The sequence below is a fragment of the Paraburkholderia sp. BL6669N2 genome (genome assembly GCF_003387275.1).
Taxonomy (GTDB): domain Bacteria; phylum Pseudomonadota; class Gammaproteobacteria; order Burkholderiales; family Burkholderiaceae; genus Paraburkholderia.
In genome coordinates this window covers 4,549,404-4,567,186 of the sequence record NZ_QUNA01000002.1, presented here as the reverse complement: position 1 = coordinate 4,567,186, position 17,783 = coordinate 4,549,404, and the positions used below count along the sequence as shown (strand labels likewise).

Below are 17,783 nucleotides of genomic sequence, written 5' to 3'. Positions count from 1 at the left end.
CGGCACGCGTCATACGCTGGCGAACAACACGCATGCGCTGCCTATTGCTATCGCAATGCCGTAAGGCATGGTCCCCGTCGCACTGCTTTCAGCCACGCTGCCCGACCTGCGCAGCGCGCCGTTGCCCGGCGTCGCGCAGTCGATCAGCAATGCTGCCGCCCCGTGCAGTCCGGCGCGCATCTGGCGACGCCGGAACCATATTGCGAGCGACCCGATCGCACCGATCACACAGGCCGCCAAACCAATTTCGAGTGCGCCGTAAGCGCCGCAGAAAGCGCCGATCGCCGCCATCAGCTTCACGTCGCCCGCGCCCAGCAGCCGCATCGCGTAGCCCGGCAGGAAAATCACGCCGCCGGTCAGCATGCCGCCCAACCACAACTGCATTCCGTCGACGACACCGTGTGTGAACCATTGCACCGGTATCGCCACAACCAGTCCCGCCGCCACCAACCAGTTAGGAATCCGGCGCGTTTGCATATCCCACAGCGCGGCGATGAGTACCAGCGTCATCACGCACGGTCCAACCGGAAAAGGAACCCCGTTCATTGCCTGCTCCGTTTCGAGGATCAAATTGCCCTTCTTTACTGGAGTCGTTTCTTTTAAGGGCGGGGCCGTCGCTACCCTGTCTCGAAGGACCGTCGAGCCAGGGCGGGCGATCGGCTTTTGCACCTGATGCTGCGCGGTGCGTCAGGCCGCGGCGGTGGCCAGCTTGTTCGAAATGGTCGTGAACACGGCCCTCAGGTTCGCGCCCATCGTCGTCACCGTCGCAATGATCGCCACTGCGATCAAGCCGGCCAGCAGGCCGTATTCGATCGCCGCCACACCGTCTTCTTCGCGCCAAAACTTCTTGATCGTGTTCTTCATGCTAACCCCCGTAGAGTGAAAGTTGACTTCGGTTTATGCCGTCTGCAGCCACCTGAGAACAGGTGCGCCGAAGCGGCGTTCATGCCCGTCACGAGGACGGAAAAAGTGGCGAGGCCAGTGCTTTACTTCGTCACGATCACGAGAGGCTGAATACCCCGTATCCATCGCCGTGTCGTTGTTTATCGACTTCCGTTTTCGCTGGCCCCGCCGCACCCCGCAAAACGCGTGGACCGCCCCGAACGCGATTTACGAAGACTTTTGTTGCTGCCGGAGTTCTGTTGCTGCTTTCCGTCTGCAACATGTTTTTTCGTCTTGTGACTCTCTATTTGCAACGGCTATGCCAACAAGCCTCAAAGCCTTGCTGGGCAATGATCGACGCTTCGGCGGAAGGGTGCGGCAGGGAGTTCGCAGCGCGCGATGGTTCGGATTTGAGACACTGGAAAGCGAAGGAGCGGAGCCCGCTTGCCGTGCTTCACGCATTATTTCTGCAGCGTGGAAAACCCGTAGGACCATTGGCAGGCAATGGTTCGACAAATACTTCGGTCAAAGATGCTGGCATTGAGCCGACAAAAGTAGGTTTTACTGAGCCCGCCCGGGATGTTGCAAGCGTGAGACGGGTGGCCGCAGAACGAGCCGGCGGCATGGCGACGAAAAGCGATGTCCGCCCACCTCACTATGTGGGGTAGCGCGCATTGCGCGATTGACGGTGGATCGCCGTGTCGTTCTCGCGTCGGGCCAAATCCATCGGGTTCGACGCAGGCGGCAACCGTTTTGGGGCGCCCCAAGACGGGCTTCGGTTGCTTCCTAGCGACCCGCGGCGCCTTGTTAGTCGCGCCTGTCAGAGCGATTTAGGCCCGACTCGGCATCGCGGTTTCGCGAACGCACCGAAAAAAACATCGCTCTTCTCACGCGCCAATACGGTCCGGATCGCGACGAAGGCGGACGTGTCCGGTTTCGCTCAGCAATGCGAGCCGGGCCACATAAGTCGATGCGCGGACGACGACCGTCGAAAAAACCTGCCGATGCGTTGAGGCCTTTGATACGCCACTTGTAACCGAGCGTAAAAGACACTGCCTATGCCACGGGATCAATGCGACGATGTCGCCGCTCCGTCTGCACCCCTTCCTCGATCGGGGCGATGGGGACTGCGTTCTGGTTCAAACACCTCGTTACAAATCGACACTGAAAGCACTCAATTGGCGGTCAACACTGTGTGACGGCGGCGACACTGCGCGCGCCATGCCCAACCGTCTGGGCTTCACGCAGCAACCATACAGAAGTCTTCCGTCATTTCACGTCAACTGATTGCGGTGAAAACATGCAGCAGACTTTCATACCCGTGCGACGCTTCAAAAAGAACACGGCCGGTCGCGACTTCGTCGTAGGCGATCTGCACGGCTGTTTCAGCCGGCTTGCGAAAGAGCTGGAGCTGCGCCGTTACGACCCGTCGCGCGACAGACTGTTTGCCGTCGGTGATCTGGTGGACAGGGGCATCGAATCGCCGGCCGTGCTCGAATTCGTGGATCGGTATCGCATTCAGTCGGTGCGCGGTAATCATGAAGACACAATCGTTCGTTGGCATCGCTACGGCGGCAAGAACGCGTCGATTCGATCCACCGGCGGCGAGTGGCTGTTCGATATGGTCTACGACAAAGCGGCGCTGGACGACATCGTGACGTATATGGCGGCCCTTCCCTACGCGATCGAAATCGAAACCGACGACGGCCTGGTCGGCATCGTGCACGCCAACGTCCCCATGCAATCGTGGCCGAAGATGGTGCAGGCGCTGGAACAGGAGGACCGCAACGGACCCGTGCGGCGCAAGGTGATCTGGGATCGCTCCCGCTGGATCGCTGGCAAGACAGCAGGTTTTATTTCGATGCGCCGGGCCTTCGCGCAACTGTGCCAACGGTTTGCACCGGGATGGCCGGACCCGGGCAGCCGCATCGACGGCGTGGCCGCGGTGATCGTCGGGCATACGCCGGTGCGGGAGCCCATGGTTCGCGGCAACGTCATCAATGTCGATACGGGGCTCGTGTACGGCGGAGCGCTCACGCTGCTGGGTCTGGACGAGATCCCCATGCTGCTCAACCGCGCGACTCGCGAACAACCGGCATTCGGCCGGTCGAAAGGATATCCGGCAGGTTCGGGCGCGTGATCGCGCGGGCAAAAGCGCGCTCGACGGCAGCGCGTCGATACTCCCCTCACGTTTGCTGTATCGCCACGCATTCGATCTCGATCAGCGAGCCGCGCCGGCATTGTCGAAATGCTGGGCGCCTTGGACGCGCGGCGGATAGCCCTCACAGCCTGTACACCCGCTCCGCGTTGTCATGAAACAGCGCCGCCCGTTCGTCCGCCGCGAACTCCCGCGTAATCTCCTTGAAGGCGTTGAACACATCGTCATAGCTACTGAACAGCTTGTCGACCGGAAAGTTGCTCGCGAACATGCAGCGCTTCACGCCGAATGCTTCGATTGCGTGCAGGACAAACGGACGGATGCTGTCCACCGTCCACTTCCAGTCGCCCATACCCAGACCGGAGATCTTGCAGAAAACGTTGTCCGCCGAAGCGAGCAAGGTCATGCTCTTTTTCCATGCCTCGATCTCTTCGGGCTTACGGTCGACCGGCATGCCGGTGTGGTTGAGCACCATCGGCGTATCGGGGAAGTCGCGCGCTAGCGCACGCGCCTCTTCCATCTGCGTGTAATAGAGTTGCAGATCGAACGACAAGTCGTGCTCCTTGAGCAGCGCATAGCCGCGCCGCCATTGCGGATCGCTCATCAGATGCGGACTGTCGATAAACGTCTTCACCGGATCGCGATGGAAATTCAGGCATTGGCGAATGCCTCGCACATTCTTGTACTGACAGTGCTCTTCGATCACCGCCTGTGCGTTCGGCGAAGACAGATCGGCAAAACCGACAATGCCGTGCGGATAGCCGTGCTTGTCCGCGACGCTCTGAAGCCATCGCGTTTCGGCCACCGGATCGTTGTGATCGTATTCGACCTGCAGATGAACCGTCTTCACCACATTCTGATTTTTGATATCGGCGAGAAAGTCATCGATCAGGTAGTCCTTGCGAATGGCCGAATAATCGCCGAACACGCGGTCGAGCATCGGCCCTTGCAGCCAAGGGTAGTTGCCGGTCTTCAGATCGTACAGATGATGATGCGGGTCGATGATAGGCAGATTGTCCACAGCGCCTCCTTTGAAGTTATACGACGCGCGGCGCTCGCGTCGAAACACCACTAAACGAACGGCCGCGCAATCAGGTCAACACCGTTTTCTCAGTACTTGCCCGCGGACGGCGGATAGACACGCTTCACCGTGGCCTGCGCATCCGGTTGATCGATCGTTTCCTTCGTCACGAGCGGTTCCTTCAGCGCGAGTTCCTGCGTCGTCGGCTTATGATTCAGCGCGTTGAACACCTGCGTGGTCGCGTCGATCCCTTGCCCGACCGCCTCCTGCAAAAAGATGCCCTGGATCGCGCCGTCGCGCAGCAGCTTAATTGTCGTCGGGCTGCCGTCGGCCGTGACGACCGCCACCTTGCCGACAGCACCGCGCGTTTGCAGCGCCTTGGCGGCGCCCGTCGCGGCTTCGTCGTACATGCCGTAGATGGCTTTGACATCGGGGTGAGCGGTCAGCACGTCGTTGGCCTGCTGCACCGCTTCGTTGACCGTGAGCCCGTGCGTCTCGAGCACCTGCACGAGTTCGCAGCCATCGGCCTTGAACGACTCCTGCGCGCCCTTCATGTACTTCTGCGCATTCTCCCGATCCTGCGGCAGCGACAGCATCGCGACCTTGTTGCTGCCGCGATCCTTCGCGAGTTTGCATACGTATGCGCCCTGAGCCTTGCCCGTATCGTAGTTATTCGCCGTGACGGCCGACGTATAGTCCGTCTGCCCCGCCTGCGGGCCGATGCCCGTGAAGGCGACCGGCACCGACTTCGACTTCAGAAGACGCAGCACGGGCGGCGTGCTGGTGGAACTGACCGGCCCGATCACGATGGCGTTGACGCCGCGCGTCATGGCCGTGCGCACGTTGTCCATCTGCTTGGCCGGCGAATTCTCCGAGGTGAACTCGACATAGTCCATGCCGAGTTCTTGCGCCCGTTGCTTGACGCCGTACGCGACCCACTGCCAGTACGAAATATCCAGCGACGGCGCGATATACGCAACCGTCTGCTTGTCCGCCGCGACCGCCATCTGCGAAGCGAATGCCGCGGCGAGTGCGACGATCGACGCCATTGCGATCCGTGCAACCGGCTGCCTCGTGCATGCGCCGGCCGACCTGAATGTGCGCTTGTTCATGATGTGTCTCCTTCCAGATAGTTTTTGCGAACCCGTGCTCAACGCCGGGCTTTGGTAACGCGATCCACGAGAACCGCGATGAGAATGACGACACCGGTCACGGTGCCTTGCCAGAAACTGTTCACGCCGATCAGATTCGCGCCGTTCTGAATGATCGTGATCATCAGCGCGCCGAGCAGCGCGCCGATGGCCGAACCGGTCCCGCCGAACAGGCTCGCGCCGCCGATCACCACGGCCGCGATGGCCTGCAGCATCAGGCTCGATCCCGCGGTGGCCTCGGCATTGCTGATGTACGACACACTGACGATGCTCGCGAACGAAGCCAGCAAACCTGAGAGCAGATACGCGCCGAGCCGCACGCGGTTGACCGGAATCCCGATCACGCGGGCTGACGAACTGCTGCTGCCGATCGCATACAGCCAGCGGCCCGCCACCACCTTGCGCAAACAGAATTCGATCGCGACGAGCAGCAGCACGCACCACAGCGCGTAGTTCGGCAGGCCGGGAATCAGCGTTCCTGAATCGAGCAGCCAGTAGTCGGGGTTGGAGATCGGCAGCGAGTGGCCGTCGGTTACGATGAACGAGAGGCTGCCGGCAATCGCATACGTGCTAAGCGTCACGACGAACGGCGCGAGTCCGACGAAGGTCACGAGCGCACCGTTGAGCGCGCCGATGCCGACGCCGACCGCGAGTCCGGCAACACTACTCGCCACCGCGCCGTAGCCATGCGCCATGGCGAGACCGGTCACCATGCCCGTCAAAGAAAACACCGAACCGACGGACAGATCGATGCCGCCGGTAATGATCACGAGCAACACGCCGAATGCCATGATGACGAGCGGCGCGGCCGCCTGCGTCACGTTGGAAATATTGCCGCCCGACAGCGCCGCCGGTACGATCGTGCCCACCGCAAGTTCGATCACGATGATCGCAATGGCAATCGCAATTTCGGTGCGGTAGGCCGACAGCAAACGGCGTCCCGCTCTGCTGCGTTTTGGCTGCGCCTCCGCGATGGGATGAGTGGCTGATTTCATGGCTGTCTCCAGATTTAATGATGTTTTGGCGCGCGGCGGCGCTAACCGACGTTAGGCGGCCATACCCGTTGCGGCCGCGAGTTGTGTTTCGTTGACGTCGGCGTGACGCAGGACTTCGGTGGGCTTGCCGTCCAGATCGAATGCGAGCACGGTGTCGCACAGTTCGACCAGTTCGATATATTCGGTGGACCACCAGACGATCGTCGTACCCTGCTGCGCCATCTTGCGAATCAGCGCGTAGATTTCGCGCTTCGTGCGGATATCCACGCCGCGGGTCGGCTCTTCGAGCACCAGCAGCCTCGGCGCCAGCAATAACCAACGGGCGATCAGCAGTTTCTGCTGCGTGCCGCCGCTGAGTGTGGCCGGCAAGTCCCACAGCGAGCCGGCGCGAATCTTCAGGGCGTCGAGCAGCCGCGTGCTCTGCTCGATCTCCTCGCGCTTCACGACACTGCGCCGGTTGACGACGCGCGCCGCCGCGACGAGGTTGTCGACGATCGGCAACGTGGCGAGCACGCCCTTGTTCGAGCGGTCGCCCGAGACGAAGCCGACGCCGTCGCGCGCGCCGGCCGACGGATGCGAATAGCTGACACGAGCGCCGTCGCGCGTAATAGCCCATGAGCCGGCGGGCGCGATGCCGGTCAGCGCATCGATCAACGAAGACGGACCCACCGGCGCTCCGGCGAGGCCGACAATCGCGCCGGCCGGCACTTCGATCGCCACACCGTCGCGTTCGATCCGCAATGCGCCCGCGTGAATGCGACCGCCGCCGTCACCGATGCTCTGGTCCCCTGCCGGGTGTGCCTGCCCCGATTCCGCCGACTCCGCGACGCGCGCGGCCGCGTCATCGACAACAACGCTCTGACCCATGCATTCGATGATCTCGCGATCCGTGATCGCATCGAGCGCGACGCGATCGACGGCCGTCTTGCCGTCGCGGATGATCGTGCAGACATCGGCGATCTGGCGGATCTCGCGCATGCGGTGCGAAACGAACAGCACTGCGAGTCCCGTATCGGCGATGAGGCGCCGTAGTACGGCGAAGAGCCGGATCGTTTCCGCAGCGGTCAGATTGGCGGTCGGTTCGTCGAGCAGCAACAGCTTCGCGCCCGAACCGAGGGCGCGCGCGATCTCCACCAGTTGGCGCTCGTGCAAGGTCAGATCGCCGACCAGCCGACCCGACGATTCACGCGCGAACTGCGGATCGATCAGCGACAGCGCTTCGACCGCAATCTCCATCGACGCGCGTTCGCTATATTTCGCGGCGCCGCGCCGCAGCCGCGGCATCGCGATGTTCTCGGCCACCGATAGATGCGGCAGCAACGCAAGTTCCTGATTGACGACCGCGATGGTGCCGGCGGCAATATGCCCGCCGACGGATGCACCGATTGCTTGCCCGTCGAATTCGAGCGTGCCGCCGTCGCGCTCGAACTGACCGGAGATGATCTTGATCAGCGTCGACTTGCCCGCGCCGTTGCCACCCAGGAAAGCATGCACTTCACCGGGGGCAATCGAAATATCGAAGCCCTTCAATACGCTGGTCGGTCCAAAGCTCTTGACGATCGCGCGCGCCGTCAACAAGTAACGCTGCTTAGCCATGTCCTTTCTCCTTTCGCGTTTTCCGCGCATCGCGCATGTTTTGCGAATGCGTAGTACGACAGTCGCCAGTACGCCGCACAGGCGCTAACCGGCGAAATGTCTTTACTCGATATGGAAGCGAACAGGACGAGAGCGCTGCGTGTGAGCGTGTGCTGATCGCGCGCTCACCGGGAAAGTCGGATAATCCATTACCGTCTCCTGCACAGTTGTTGCACTGCGCAACCTATGTTTATGATTTAGCCGCCTGGCGGCAGTGAAACTGCCGGGTTAGTACCGACAGGACCCCATACATCCCTGGCTGCGCGGCTTGTCGACAGAATGGCAGTGCGAATGGCGTGCGAACAAGGCGGTTTCATTCAACTGCATCTGAAAAAAATTCCACTATGCGCATTCCACCGGTCAAGGCCATCGTCGCGTTCGAGAGCGTGGCCAGAACAAAAAGCGTCAACCGGGCCTCGGAAGAGCTCGGGCTGACCGCATCGGCGGTCAGTCATCAGATCAGCAACCTGGAGTCGGTAATCGGCCAGCCGCTCTTCTATCGCTCGGGTCGTGGGCTCGTCCTCACGCCGACCGGCGAGCGTTATCTGTCCGACGTGACGGGGTCGCTGGCCGATCTGAGCCGCGCCACTGAGCGCGCATCGAGCCGCACCGACGTCGATATCCTGCGCGTGCATTCGAGTCCCAGCTTCGGGCTCATGTGGCTGCTGCCGCGGCTTGCGTCGTTCCAGGAGGCCAATGGCGATATCCAGTTGAATCTCGCCTGCTCATATGAGGACGTCTCGTTTACCAGCGGTTATTACGACATCGATCTGCGCCACGGCTACGCGAACTGGCGCGACCTTGAAGTCAGAACGCTGCGCGGCGAGTTCATCGCGCCGCTCGCGTCGCCGCAATATCTGGCGAACAATCCGGTGAAGACGCCCGAAGATCTGCTGCAACATCGGCTGATCTACTCGGAGACGCCGCTCGTGCAATGGAAGCAGTGGTTCGGACGCACCGGCGTGTCGGCCGCCCATAAGACCTTCGACTTCTCTTTCGATCGCTCGTACATGTCGCTGGAAACGGCGGCGCTTGGCCTCGGCATCGCGCTCGAAAGCGTGATGCTCGCCTCGGTCCGGATCAAGGAAGGCGTGCTCGTGCCGGTCTTCGACGACACGCACGCCGTGGAGGTCGGCGCGCATCATCTGGTCTATCCGCCGCAAAACGCCGAACTGCCGCGCGTCACGCGCTTTATCGCGTGGATCGAGCGCGAGGTCGGGCGCATGGAGCGCAAAGCCTGAGAGCGGCTTCGATCCTTGCCAGGGTTTTCCTGCACCGCGCTCGCAAGACATTCCAGATGCGGCGTCGCAGCATGCGGCACCTGCGTTGAAGCAGCACGTCACCTGAAAATTTCTCAAACATAGTTGAGCAGTACGTCGTTGATGCGACCGGCCGCGCAGTAGACACTTCGGCCATCACATCAACACTCAGGAGACAATCATGCTGTTGGAGAACAAAGTCGTCATCGTGACCGGCGCCGCCTCACCGCGCGGAATCGGCAAGGCAACCGCTCAGGCACTCGCCGCTCAGGGCGCCCGCATCGTCATACTCGATCTACGCGAAGAAGACGCGAAGCGTGCCGCCGCCGATCTCGGCGGCGTGCATCTCGGCCTCGCCTGCGACGTCACCGACAAAGACGCGTGCGTCTCGGCCGCCAAAGCGACACTCGAGCGCTACGGCCGCATCGACGGCCTCATCAACAACGCCGGCATCACGCAGCCGGTGCGCACACTGGACATCACCGCCGAAGGCTTCAACGCTGTCGTCGACGTGAATCTGCGCGGCACGCTCTACATGTCGCAAGCCGTGCTGCCGGCCATGAAAGAGCAGAAAGGCGGCAGCATCGTGTGCATGTCGTCGGTCTCCGCGCAACGCGGCGGCGGCATCTTCGGCGGCCCGCATTACAGCGCGGCGAAGGCCGGCGTGCTCGGTCTCTCGCGCGCAATGGCTCGCGAATTCGGCGGCGACAGCATTCGCGTGAACTCGATCACACCCGGCCTGATTCAAACCGATATCACCGGCGACAAGCTCACCGCGGAAATGCGCGTCGACATCATCAAGGGCATTCCGCTCGGCCGACTCGGCAACGCGAGCGACGTGGCGAACGCGTGCCTGTTCCTCGTCAGCGATCTGTCGACCTATCTCACGGGCATCACCCTCGACGTGAACGGCGGCATGCTGATTCATTGATTGATAGCGACGCGTTGCCGCTCGTGAGGAGCGGCAACATGACCGGCATCCGGGCCAACCCGGAGCCATGGAAGGAGACGCACATGAAACCGAAATACCCCGCGGCATCCCTTGCCGCCGACGTGCTGCCGCAAACGGACTCGACGAGCTTCGAGTCGAAGACCTACGCGAAAGTCAGCCGTCGCCTGATCCCATTCCTGATGCTGTGTTATCTCGGCGCTTATCTCGACCGCGTCAACGTCGGCTTCGCGAAGCTGCAGATGCTCAACGATCTGCGCTTTAGCGAAACCGTGTATGGCATGGGCGCGGGAATTTTCTTTCTCGGCTATTTCCTATTCGAGGTGCCGAGCAACCTGGTGCTGCATCGCGTCGGCGCGCGCAAGTGGCTCGCGCGGATCATGCTGACGTGGGCTGTGATCTCCGCTTCGTTCATCTTCGTGAAGTCGCCTACAACCTTCTATGTGCTGCGCTTTCTGCTCGGCGTCGCGGAAGCGGGCTTCGCACCCGGTGTGATTCTCTACCTGACTTACTGGTTTCCCGCTGCGCGCCGCGCCAAAGCGCTGTCGCTGTTCTTCATGGCGATTCCGCTGGCCGGCATTATCGGCGGCCCGCTGTCGGGCTGGATCATGCACTCGCTGCAAGGCGCGATGAACATGGCCGGCTGGAAGTGGCTGTTCCTGCTGGAAGCCGTGCCTTCGCTCGTGCTCGGCGTCGCAATCCTGCTCTATCTCGACGACGGCATCACGAAAGCGAAGTGGCTGACGGACTCCGAAAAGACGCTGCTCGCCCGCAACGTGGCCGGCGACAACGCGCATAAGATCGCCCACGTGTCGGTCAAATCGTTCATCGGCGACCGCCGCTTGTGGCTGATGGCGGCCATCTACTTCTGCGTGGTGCTCGGTCAATATGGCCTGACGTTCTGGCTGCCGACCATCATCCGCAAATCGGGTGTGGCCGACCCGCTGTGGATCGGCGTGTTCACCGCGATTCCTTATCTGTGCGCCATCATCGCGCTGCCGCTGGTCGGCATGAGTGCGGACCGTCATCGTGAACGCCGTCTGCATCTGGCGATTCCGATGCTGATCGCCGCAGCGGGCTTCATTCTGCTGCCGGCCATCGGCAGTGTGCCGGCCTCTATTGTTTGTCTGAGCATCGCCGCGGCCGGCATTCTCGCGTCGTCTTCACAGTTCTGGTCGTTGCCGACCGCGTTGCTCGGCGGCATGTCGGCCGCAGCCGGGATCGCGGCGGTGAACTGCGTCGCCAATCTTGCGGGCTTCTTTTCTCCGGCGATTGTCGGCTGGCTCAACGACCTGACAGGCAAATCGACCGCCGGGCTGATCTTTATCTCGGTGGCCGTCACGCTCGGCGCCTGCCTCGTGTTTCTGGTGCCCGCGAAGTCCGTGAACCGCTGAACCCTTCTTACTCTTTACGACTGATCACAGGAGACAACATGAACAGTCCAGAACGCGTGCCGACGGCAACCCTTGCCGAACACGCATACCGTATCCGTAGAAACGCATTGTTGATGGGTGAGGTCCAGGGCCAGGGTTATATCGGTCAGGCACTCGACATCGCCGATGTTCTCGCAGTCGCTTACTTCGGCGCGATGCGCCACCGGCCGGAAGATCCCGATTGGGAAGAGCGCGACCGTTTCCTGCTGTCGAACGGGCATTACGCGATCGCGCTGTATGCGGCGCTCTTCGAAGCCGGCATTCTGCCCGCCGAGGAACTCGAGACCTATGGCAGCGACGACAGCCGCCTGCCCATGTCGGGCATGGCGAGTTACACGCCCGGCATGGAGATGTCCGGCGGCTCGCTCGGCCAGGGCTTGACGATCGCGGTGGGCCGCTGCCTCGGATTGAAGCGCAAGGGGTCGAAGTCGTTCGTGTACACGCTGTTCTCCGACGGCGAACTTGACGAAGGCGCGATCTGGGAAGGCTTGATGTCCGCGAGTCACTGGAAGCTCGACAACCTGATCGCCGTGGTCGACGTGAACAACCAGCAGGCCGATGGCCCGTCGACGCAGATCATGGCGTTCGAGCCGCTCGTCGAAAAACTCGAATCGTTCGGCTGGTTCACGCAACGCGTGGACGGCAACGATATCGCCGCGGTGGCGGCCGCGTTCGATGCGGCGCGCGCGCATCCTGAGGCGCAGCCGCGCATCATCGTCGCCGACACGCGCATGGGCTGCGGCGTGCCGTTCCTCGAACAACGCGAGAAGAACCACTTTATCCGCGTCGATGCCGATGAATGGCAATTGGCGCTGGAAGCACTCAAAGAAGGGAGACAAGCATGAGCAACGCAACCGCGAGCAAACCGCGCCTGAAGACCTCCGCGATGATCGCCTCGATCGCGGGCGAAGGACAGGTCACGCGGTCCGCACCCTTCGGCCACGCGCTGGTCGAACTGGCGCGGCAAAAGCAGAACGTGATCGGCATGACGGCCGACCTCGGCAAATACACTGACCTGCACATCTTCGCGAAGGAGTTTCCGGAGCGTTTCTACCAGATGGGCATGGCCGAGCAATTGCTGATGGGCGCGGCATCGGGATTCGCGCATGAAGGTGCACAGCCTTTCGTCACTACGTATGCGGTATTCGCCACGCGCCGCGCGTACGACTTCATGCATCAGACGATCGCCGAAGACAATCTCGACGTGAAGATCGTCTGCGCGCTGCCGGGCCTGACGACCGGCTACGGTCCGAGTCACCAGGCCGCGGAAGATCTCGCCTTAATGCGCGCCATGCCGAACATGACCGTGATCGATCCGTGCGATGCGCTCGACATCGAGCAGATGGTGCCCGCGATCGCCGCACATAAGGGCCCCGTCTATGCCCGCCTGCTGCGCGGCAATGTGCCGGCCGTACTCGACGAATACGACTACACCTTCGAACTCGGCAAAGCCAAGCTGCTGCGCGACGGCGCCGAAGTACTGGTCATCTCGTCGGGCATCATGACCATGCGCGCACTCGAAGTGGCGAAGGCATTGGAAAGCGACCGGATCGGCGTCGCCGTGCTGCATGTGCCGACGATCAAGCCACTCGACACGGAAACGATCGTGCGCGAAGCGAAGCGCTCGGGACGGCTCGTGGTGGTCGCCGAGAACCATACGGTGATCGGCGGTCTGGGCGAGGCGGTCGCGGCCGAACTGATGCGCGCGGGCGTGGCGTGTCATTTCCGGCAAGTGGGACTGCCCGATGCGTTCCTCGATGCCGGCGCGTTGCCGACACTGCACGACCGCTACGGCATTTCGACCGCCACGATGTCGGAGGCGATCAAGGGCTGGTTGAACTGAGCGTGTCTCGATGGACGACGCCGGCATGCAGCCGGCGTCGCCTGATCGGCACGGCACGGCGCGGCCGCGCGTACCGGCTCGTTCAGCAGCGCCGCACCGATTATCACCAACCCAGTTCAGCCCGCAGCGATCACATCGATCCGCAAAGCCTCTCCGCCCGCGGCAATCGCGAGCAGGATATCGACGTTCGGATGCGCGCCCGGACGGTGACGCGCATCGGCCGTGTGCTCGGCGAACACGACGAGACCATGCTCGGCCGCTTTGGCGTCGAGCGTGCCGAAGGTCTGCTGCAGATAGTTGTACACCGCCAGCGATCCCTGCTTGCCCGGCTTGTTCTCGATGCTGGCCACCACGGCGCCCTTGCCGTCCACCAGATCGATACGCGCGATTGCGTCGATACCCGGCATCTGCGCGAGGTTGTCCTTGAATACGTTGCCCGGTTGAATCATTGAAACCACTCCCTGTGTTCGAAAAATTGCGGCGCGGGCCGTATCTTATCCGAAGGATGGCGTGCCATGCCTATGCGCACGGCCGTCACGGCGTCCAGCGATACACCACGATGCTCGATCCGTTGTAGTTGTCTTTCGTGATCACGTACTCGCCCGCCGCTCTCAGATACGCGCGCAGGCCGTACATCGAATCGACATCGTTGCCGACATCCACGGTCGCGGGACTCGAATTGATCAGCGTGGTAACGAGCTGGCCGGTGGTGAGATTGAAAGCGTCGATATTGGGCACCGTGTGCACGTAGCCGACGAACAGATAATTGCCCGCCGCCGTGATCGACTTGGGATTGGCACTGGTGAGCGTGATCACCGGATCGGGCCGCGTGGTGTTACCCGCGCTCCAGCCGTGATAGACCTCGATGCGCGACTGCATGGCGGTCCAGTCCCAGCTGCCGGCAATGCCCTGCGCGAGGATCATGGTGTCGCTCTCCGCAAGGTAGAGGATGCGCGTGAGCGGCCGGATGCTTTGCGGAATGGAAATCGTAACCGCCGGTCCCCATGACGGCTTGCCATTGCCGTCGAAGCCGGCGAGCGGATAGTGATAGATGTGATTGGTCCGGTCCAGCCCGGCCCACACATCGCCCCGGCTGTCGATGCAAAAGCCGCCCGTGACCTGCAGGTTCGTATTGAACGCCGTCCCCGGAATCGACGCGTCCGGAATCGCTATGTAGCCGCTCGCCGGGTTGAAATGAAAAAAGTTGAAGATGCCTGGGTTCTGTCCGGACGCCACCAGAATCCGGTTGCCACCGACCGTGACGAGCTGGCCGAAGTGTTGGCCGCGTTGCGTGTCGTTCATGTTCAGGCGCGGATCGGACGGATACGTGAACGGATCGACCGTGTTCGCGACGAAGGTGCCGCCCGCCGTGCCGGTGTAGATGTGCGTGCCGCTATAGAAGTAGGCCACGTCCGTCGATGGGTCCGGTGCGGCGATCGCTTCGAAATTGAGCGACTGCAATTTCCATTCGAGGTTGCCGGCGCTGTCGTACGCGTGAAGGTCGGTAGCGCCGTTGCGGCCGAGGTCCCAGCCGCCGCCCCACGGATTGTTCAACACGTACAGGTTGCCGGCGGCGTCCTTGCCGATGCCCGCCACGCGTGTGAAGCGCTTGTCGCCCACCTGCCCTTTGATGCCGCTGCTAGTGTCGAGATAGCCGCCCTGAACGCCGAATGTGCCGGCAAGCGCCGGCGTGCCCGCAATCGTGTAGCGCTTGATGTTCATGTCCGGCCCCTGGTCGCCGACCATGAGTTGCCCGGACGCGGTATCGAAATACAACGCGGAAGGCCGCGACGCCGCCGGCATCTGAATCGTATTGAGCAGCGCGCCGGCCGGACTGAATTCGACGATCGTGCCCGCGCTCTGCTGCGCGACCCACAGGTTGCCCACGCTATCCAGCGCCAACGCGCCGGGAGCCGATACCTTGATGTCCTGCTGCCAGACGCCGTCGGTCGTGAAGACACGTACGCGATTGCCGAAGAAGTCGCTGGCATACAGCAATGAGCCCGCGGTCGCGAGTCCGGTGATGACATCGGCATGCGGTATCGAAGTCCACACGCTGACGGGAATGATCAGGTCGCGCGTCTGCGTGGCACGGTTGTAGCGTCCCACCGAGCCGCTGCCGAACGACCTGTTGTATTGCAACGCTACGAAGATCGACGTGCCATTGCCAGTAATCGCGCTGCCCTGGAAGTCGGCGTGCGTGCCGATCGAGCCGAGGCTCTGGCCGTTCTGATAGATCGCGACGCCGCCCTCGTTCTCGTCCCACAACGAAGCCGTGTAGATCACGCCTTCGGGCGCGACCCACAGCGAACGCGCGGTGTTGCCCACATGCGTGGCGAGTGTGCCGAACGTATTGCCCAGCCAGTCGGTGGTGTATTGCGCGTAACTGAGCGGCGCGAACATGAAGGTTGCCGCGCATAGAAGCGCGGCAAGGACGCGATGCTTGATCATGAGTGTTGCTCCCCGAACAATCGTTCCTCGACAATGTACCTCGCCAGATATGAAAGCTTGGTGTTTGGTATGAAGAAACGTTCCGCGCCCAGTGGTTAAACCATGCAGCGTGCATGTAAATGGAGAGCAGCCGCCCGCTGGCAAGCGGCATACCCCTATTTTTCGCACTTTACCGACCACTAAACTCAGGCGCACAATCTCTGCGGACAAGACGGTCCGCCGTCCTCTCCGATCATTCGGACCGTTCGCGCCAATGCGGCATCCGGCCGCGAGTTCACCCCGGCGCGCAACACGCGCCCTCCATTCGGAACGCTCCATGGGCAATAAATCGTCAAGCAGACCCGAAGACCTGGTGGCGGGCGGCAGCCGTCATCATCAGATTTTTCCAAGGCTCAATGAAAAGCAGTTTGCGGTGCTCGAACGATATGGCGAACGCCGGCGGCTGAAAGCAGGCGACGTTCTGTTCACTGAAGGTGAACGGCACATTCCCATGTTCACCATCGTCTCCGGCACGATCGAAGCGTCGCGAGGCGCCGGAGACAAGCATCACGTTCTCGGCACGCACGGCCCCGGCAGCTTCACCGGCGAAGTGGGAACGCTCGCCGGCCGCGGCGCGGTCGCGACGGCACGCGCCACCAGCGATTGCGAAGTGATCGTGATCGACGAGGAATCGCTGCGGGCGCTCGTCGTCGCGGAAGCGGAGTTGAGCGAAACGATCATGCGCGCCTATATCCTGCGGCGCGTCGCGTTCATTCAGGATCAGCACGGCGGCACGCTGGTGATCGGCAGTTCGGCTTCGTGGAGTACGCTCGTGCTGCGGCATTTCCTGAGCCGCAACGCGCAGCCTTTCGCCTACTTCGATATCGTCGAGCATGAGGAAGCCAAAGGGCTGCTCGAGCGTTACGACGCGACCGAAGCCGACATACCGGTGATCGTCACCGGGCAAGGCAACGTGCTGAAGCAGCCGACCAACCGCGCGGTGGCCGATGCGATCGGGCTGAGCCCCGACCGGCTGAACGGCGAGCGGTTCGACGTGGTCGTGGTCGGCGCGGGACCGGGAGGCCTCGCGGCCGCGGTGTACGCTGCCTCAGAAGGGCTGAGAGTCGCGGTGGTCGACACCAAGGCGCCAGGCGGCCAGGCCGGCACCAGTTCGAAAATAGAAAATTACTTCGGATTCCCTACCGGCATTTCAGGGCAAGCGCTCGCCGGCCGTGGCTTGTCTCAATGCCGCAAGTTCGGCGCGGAAGTCGGCGTACCCATCGAAGTACTCGGCATCGAATGTGAGAACGCGCCGCCCTTTCACCTGCGCCTTAATTACGGCGAGCACGTTTATGCCAGCGCGGTTGTTATAGCGACCGGCGCGCGGTATCGGAAACCGCTGCTGCCGCGCCTCGAAGAATTCGAGGGGAGCGGCATCTACTACAGCGCGACCTATATGGAAGCCGCGTTCTGCAACAACCAGGAATTGATCATCGTCGGCGGGGGAAATTCGGCTGGGCAGGCCGCTGTGTTTCTGTCGGGATTCGCGCGTCACGTGCATATCGTGATTCGCGGCGACGGACTCAGCGCGAGCATGTCGAACTATCTGATCCGACGCATTGAAGCCGCGGCGAACATCAGCGTTCATGTGCGCACGCAGATCGTCGAACTGAACGGCGAGACGCAACTCGAATCGATCAAGTGGGACAGTCAAGGCCACATCGAGGAGAAACCGATCCGCCATGTGTTCCTGTTTCTCGGCGCGCAGCCGAGTACCGGCTGGCTAGGTGATTGCGTCGCGCTCGACAAGCACGGCTTCGTGCTCACCGGTCCCGATGCAATGCCACAGTGGTCGTCGGACCGCCCGCCGCATTATCTGGAGACCAGCCGGCCCGGCATCTTCGTCGTGGGCGACGTGCGTAGCGGGTCGGTCAAGCGGGTCGCCGCCGCGGTCGGCGAAGGAGCGGCCGCGATTCAGTCGCTGCATCAATACCTGGCGCTGATCCGCTGAGGTCGGGCGCCTGATG

General features: G+C 62.2%; 15 protein-coding genes. 7 read left to right on the top strand and 8 right to left on the bottom strand.

Annotated elements, in window-relative coordinates:
• Positions 1-9: 9 nt before the first annotated feature.
• Complete coding sequence (locus B0G80_RS43095; RefSeq protein WP_116123557.1) at positions 10-546, bottom strand: prepilin peptidase; 537 nt, start codon at positions 544-546, stop codon at positions 10-12.
• Between the two features lie 141 nt (positions 547-687).
• Positions 688-864 carry a Flp family type IVb pilin gene (locus tag B0G80_RS43090; protein ID WP_116123556.1) on the bottom strand — a complete coding sequence of 59 codons (177 nt, stop codon included), beginning with the start codon at positions 862-864 and terminating at the stop codon, positions 688-690.
• Positions 865-2,182: 1,318 nt separating this feature from the next.
• Between B0G80_RS43090 and B0G80_RS43085 the strand changes: the two genes are divergently transcribed.
• A complete protein-coding gene (locus tag B0G80_RS43085) occupies positions 2,183-3,022 on the top strand; it encodes a metallophosphoesterase (protein ID WP_116123555.1) in 840 nt (279 codons plus the stop codon).
• A 142-nt stretch (positions 3,023-3,164) separates the two neighbouring features.
• Here the strand turns inward: B0G80_RS43085 and B0G80_RS43080 are convergent, their stop codons facing one another.
• From B0G80_RS43080 to B0G80_RS43065, 4 genes are all read right to left on the bottom strand, one after another.
• Positions 3,165-4,052 carry an amidohydrolase gene (locus B0G80_RS43080; RefSeq protein WP_220377533.1) on the bottom strand — a complete coding sequence of 296 codons (888 nt, stop codon included), beginning with the start codon at positions 4,050-4,052 and terminating at the stop codon, positions 3,165-3,167.
• Between the two features lie 98 nt (positions 4,053-4,150).
• Positions 4,151-5,173: a substrate-binding domain-containing protein gene (locus B0G80_RS43075; protein WP_258879200.1), complete on the bottom strand. Its 1,023-nt coding sequence runs from the start codon at positions 5,171-5,173 to the stop codon at positions 4,151-4,153.
• A gap of 38 nt (positions 5,174-5,211) precedes the next feature.
• Positions 5,212-6,207 (bottom strand): ABC transporter permease, encoded by a 996-nt coding sequence (locus B0G80_RS43070; protein ID WP_116123553.1) that lies wholly within the window; start codon positions 6,205-6,207, stop codon positions 5,212-5,214.
• A gap of 51 nt (positions 6,208-6,258) precedes the next feature.
• Positions 6,259-7,803, bottom strand: a complete 1,545-nt coding sequence (locus tag B0G80_RS43065) for an ATP-binding cassette domain-containing protein (RefSeq protein WP_116123552.1) — start codon at positions 7,801-7,803, stop codon at positions 6,259-6,261.
• 383 nt (positions 7,804-8,186) lie between these two features.
• On the opposite strand from B0G80_RS43065, the gene B0G80_RS43060 reads away from it, so the two are divergent.
• The 5 genes from B0G80_RS43060 to B0G80_RS43040 all read left to right on the top strand — a co-directional run bounded on the left by B0G80_RS43060 (position 8,187) and on the right by B0G80_RS43040 (position 13,326).
• Positions 8,187-9,083, top strand: coding sequence for a LysR substrate-binding domain-containing protein (locus B0G80_RS43060; protein WP_116123551.1), 897 nt, complete (start codon positions 8,187-8,189; stop codon positions 9,081-9,083).
• Positions 9,084-9,282: 199 nt separating this feature from the next.
• Positions 9,283-10,032 carry an SDR family NAD(P)-dependent oxidoreductase gene (locus tag B0G80_RS43055; RefSeq protein WP_116123550.1) on the top strand — a complete coding sequence of 250 codons (750 nt, stop codon included), beginning with the start codon at positions 9,283-9,285 and terminating at the stop codon, positions 10,030-10,032.
• Between the two features lie 83 nt (positions 10,033-10,115).
• Positions 10,116-11,444 carry an MFS transporter gene (locus tag B0G80_RS43050; protein ID WP_116123549.1) on the top strand — a complete coding sequence of 443 codons (1,329 nt, stop codon included), beginning with the start codon at positions 10,116-10,118 and terminating at the stop codon, positions 11,442-11,444.
• A 38-nt stretch (positions 11,445-11,482) separates the two neighbouring features.
• A complete protein-coding gene (locus tag B0G80_RS43045; protein ID WP_116123548.1) occupies positions 11,483-12,328 on the top strand; it encodes a transketolase in 846 nt (281 codons plus the stop codon).
• On the top strand, positions 12,325-13,326 hold the full coding sequence (locus B0G80_RS43040) for a transketolase family protein (protein WP_106277333.1): 1,002 nt from the start codon (positions 12,325-12,327) through the stop codon (positions 13,324-13,326). Before B0G80_RS43045 ends, B0G80_RS43040 begins: the two co-directional genes overlap by 4 nt.
• Before the next feature lie 116 nt (positions 13,327-13,442).
• Here the strand turns inward: B0G80_RS43040 and B0G80_RS43035 are convergent, their stop codons facing one another.
• Together B0G80_RS43035 and B0G80_RS43030 are read right to left on the bottom strand one after the other, a co-directional pair.
• Positions 13,443-13,775 (bottom strand): DUF2322 family protein, encoded by a 333-nt coding sequence (locus tag B0G80_RS43035; RefSeq protein ID WP_116123547.1) that lies wholly within the window; start codon positions 13,773-13,775, stop codon positions 13,443-13,445.
• A gap of 85 nt (positions 13,776-13,860) precedes the next feature.
• On the bottom strand, positions 13,861-15,777 hold the full coding sequence (locus tag B0G80_RS43030) for an SMP-30/gluconolactonase/LRE family protein (RefSeq protein ID WP_116123546.1): 1,917 nt from the start codon (positions 15,775-15,777) through the stop codon (positions 13,861-13,863).
• 316 nt (positions 15,778-16,093) lie between these two features.
• Here B0G80_RS43030 and B0G80_RS43025 point away from each other — a divergent pair, with 316 nt between their 5' ends.
• Positions 16,094-17,767 carry a cyclic nucleotide-binding domain-containing thioredoxin-disulfide reductase gene (locus tag B0G80_RS43025; protein WP_116123545.1) on the top strand — a complete coding sequence of 558 codons (1,674 nt, stop codon included), beginning with the start codon at positions 16,094-16,096 and terminating at the stop codon, positions 17,765-17,767.
• Positions 17,768-17,783: the final 16 nt, after the last annotated feature.

Bases quoted from the DNA above. Each gene is read 5' to 3' on its own strand.
- B0G80_RS43095 (WP_116123557.1), bottom strand. From the start codon at position 546: ATGAACGGGGTTCCTTTTCCGGTTGGACCGTGCGTGATGACGCTGGTA.
- B0G80_RS43090 (WP_116123556.1), bottom strand. From the start codon at position 864: ATGAAGAACACGATCAAGAAGTTTTGGCGCGAAGAAGACGGTGTGGCG.
- B0G80_RS43085 (WP_116123555.1), top strand. From the start codon at position 2,183: ATGCAGCAGACTTTCATACCCGTGCGACGCTTCAAAAAGAACACGGCC.
- B0G80_RS43075 (WP_258879200.1), bottom strand. From the start codon at position 5,173: ATGAACAAGCGCACATTCAGGTCGGCCGGCGCATGCACGAGGCAGCCG.
- B0G80_RS43070 (WP_116123553.1), bottom strand. From the start codon at position 6,207: ATGAAATCAGCCACTCATCCCATCGCGGAGGCGCAGCCAAAACGCAGC.
- B0G80_RS43065 (WP_116123552.1), bottom strand. From the start codon at position 7,803: ATGGCTAAGCAGCGTTACTTGTTGACGGCGCGCGCGATCGTCAAGAGC.
- B0G80_RS43060 (WP_116123551.1), top strand. From the start codon at position 8,187: ATGCGCATTCCACCGGTCAAGGCCATCGTCGCGTTCGAGAGCGTGGCC.
- B0G80_RS43055 (WP_116123550.1), top strand. From the start codon at position 9,283: ATGCTGTTGGAGAACAAAGTCGTCATCGTGACCGGCGCCGCCTCACCG.
- B0G80_RS43050 (WP_116123549.1), top strand. From the start codon at position 10,116: ATGAAACCGAAATACCCCGCGGCATCCCTTGCCGCCGACGTGCTGCCG.
- B0G80_RS43045 (WP_116123548.1), top strand. From the start codon at position 11,483: ATGAACAGTCCAGAACGCGTGCCGACGGCAACCCTTGCCGAACACGCA.
- B0G80_RS43040 (WP_106277333.1), top strand. From the start codon at position 12,325: ATGAGCAACGCAACCGCGAGCAAACCGCGCCTGAAGACCTCCGCGATG.
- B0G80_RS43035 (WP_116123547.1), bottom strand. From the start codon at position 13,775: ATGATTCAACCGGGCAACGTATTCAAGGACAACCTCGCGCAGATGCCG.
- B0G80_RS43030 (WP_116123546.1), bottom strand. From the start codon at position 15,777: ATGATCAAGCATCGCGTCCTTGCCGCGCTTCTATGCGCGGCAACCTTC.
- B0G80_RS43025 (WP_116123545.1), top strand. From the start codon at position 16,094: ATGGGCAATAAATCGTCAAGCAGACCCGAAGACCTGGTGGCGGGCGGC.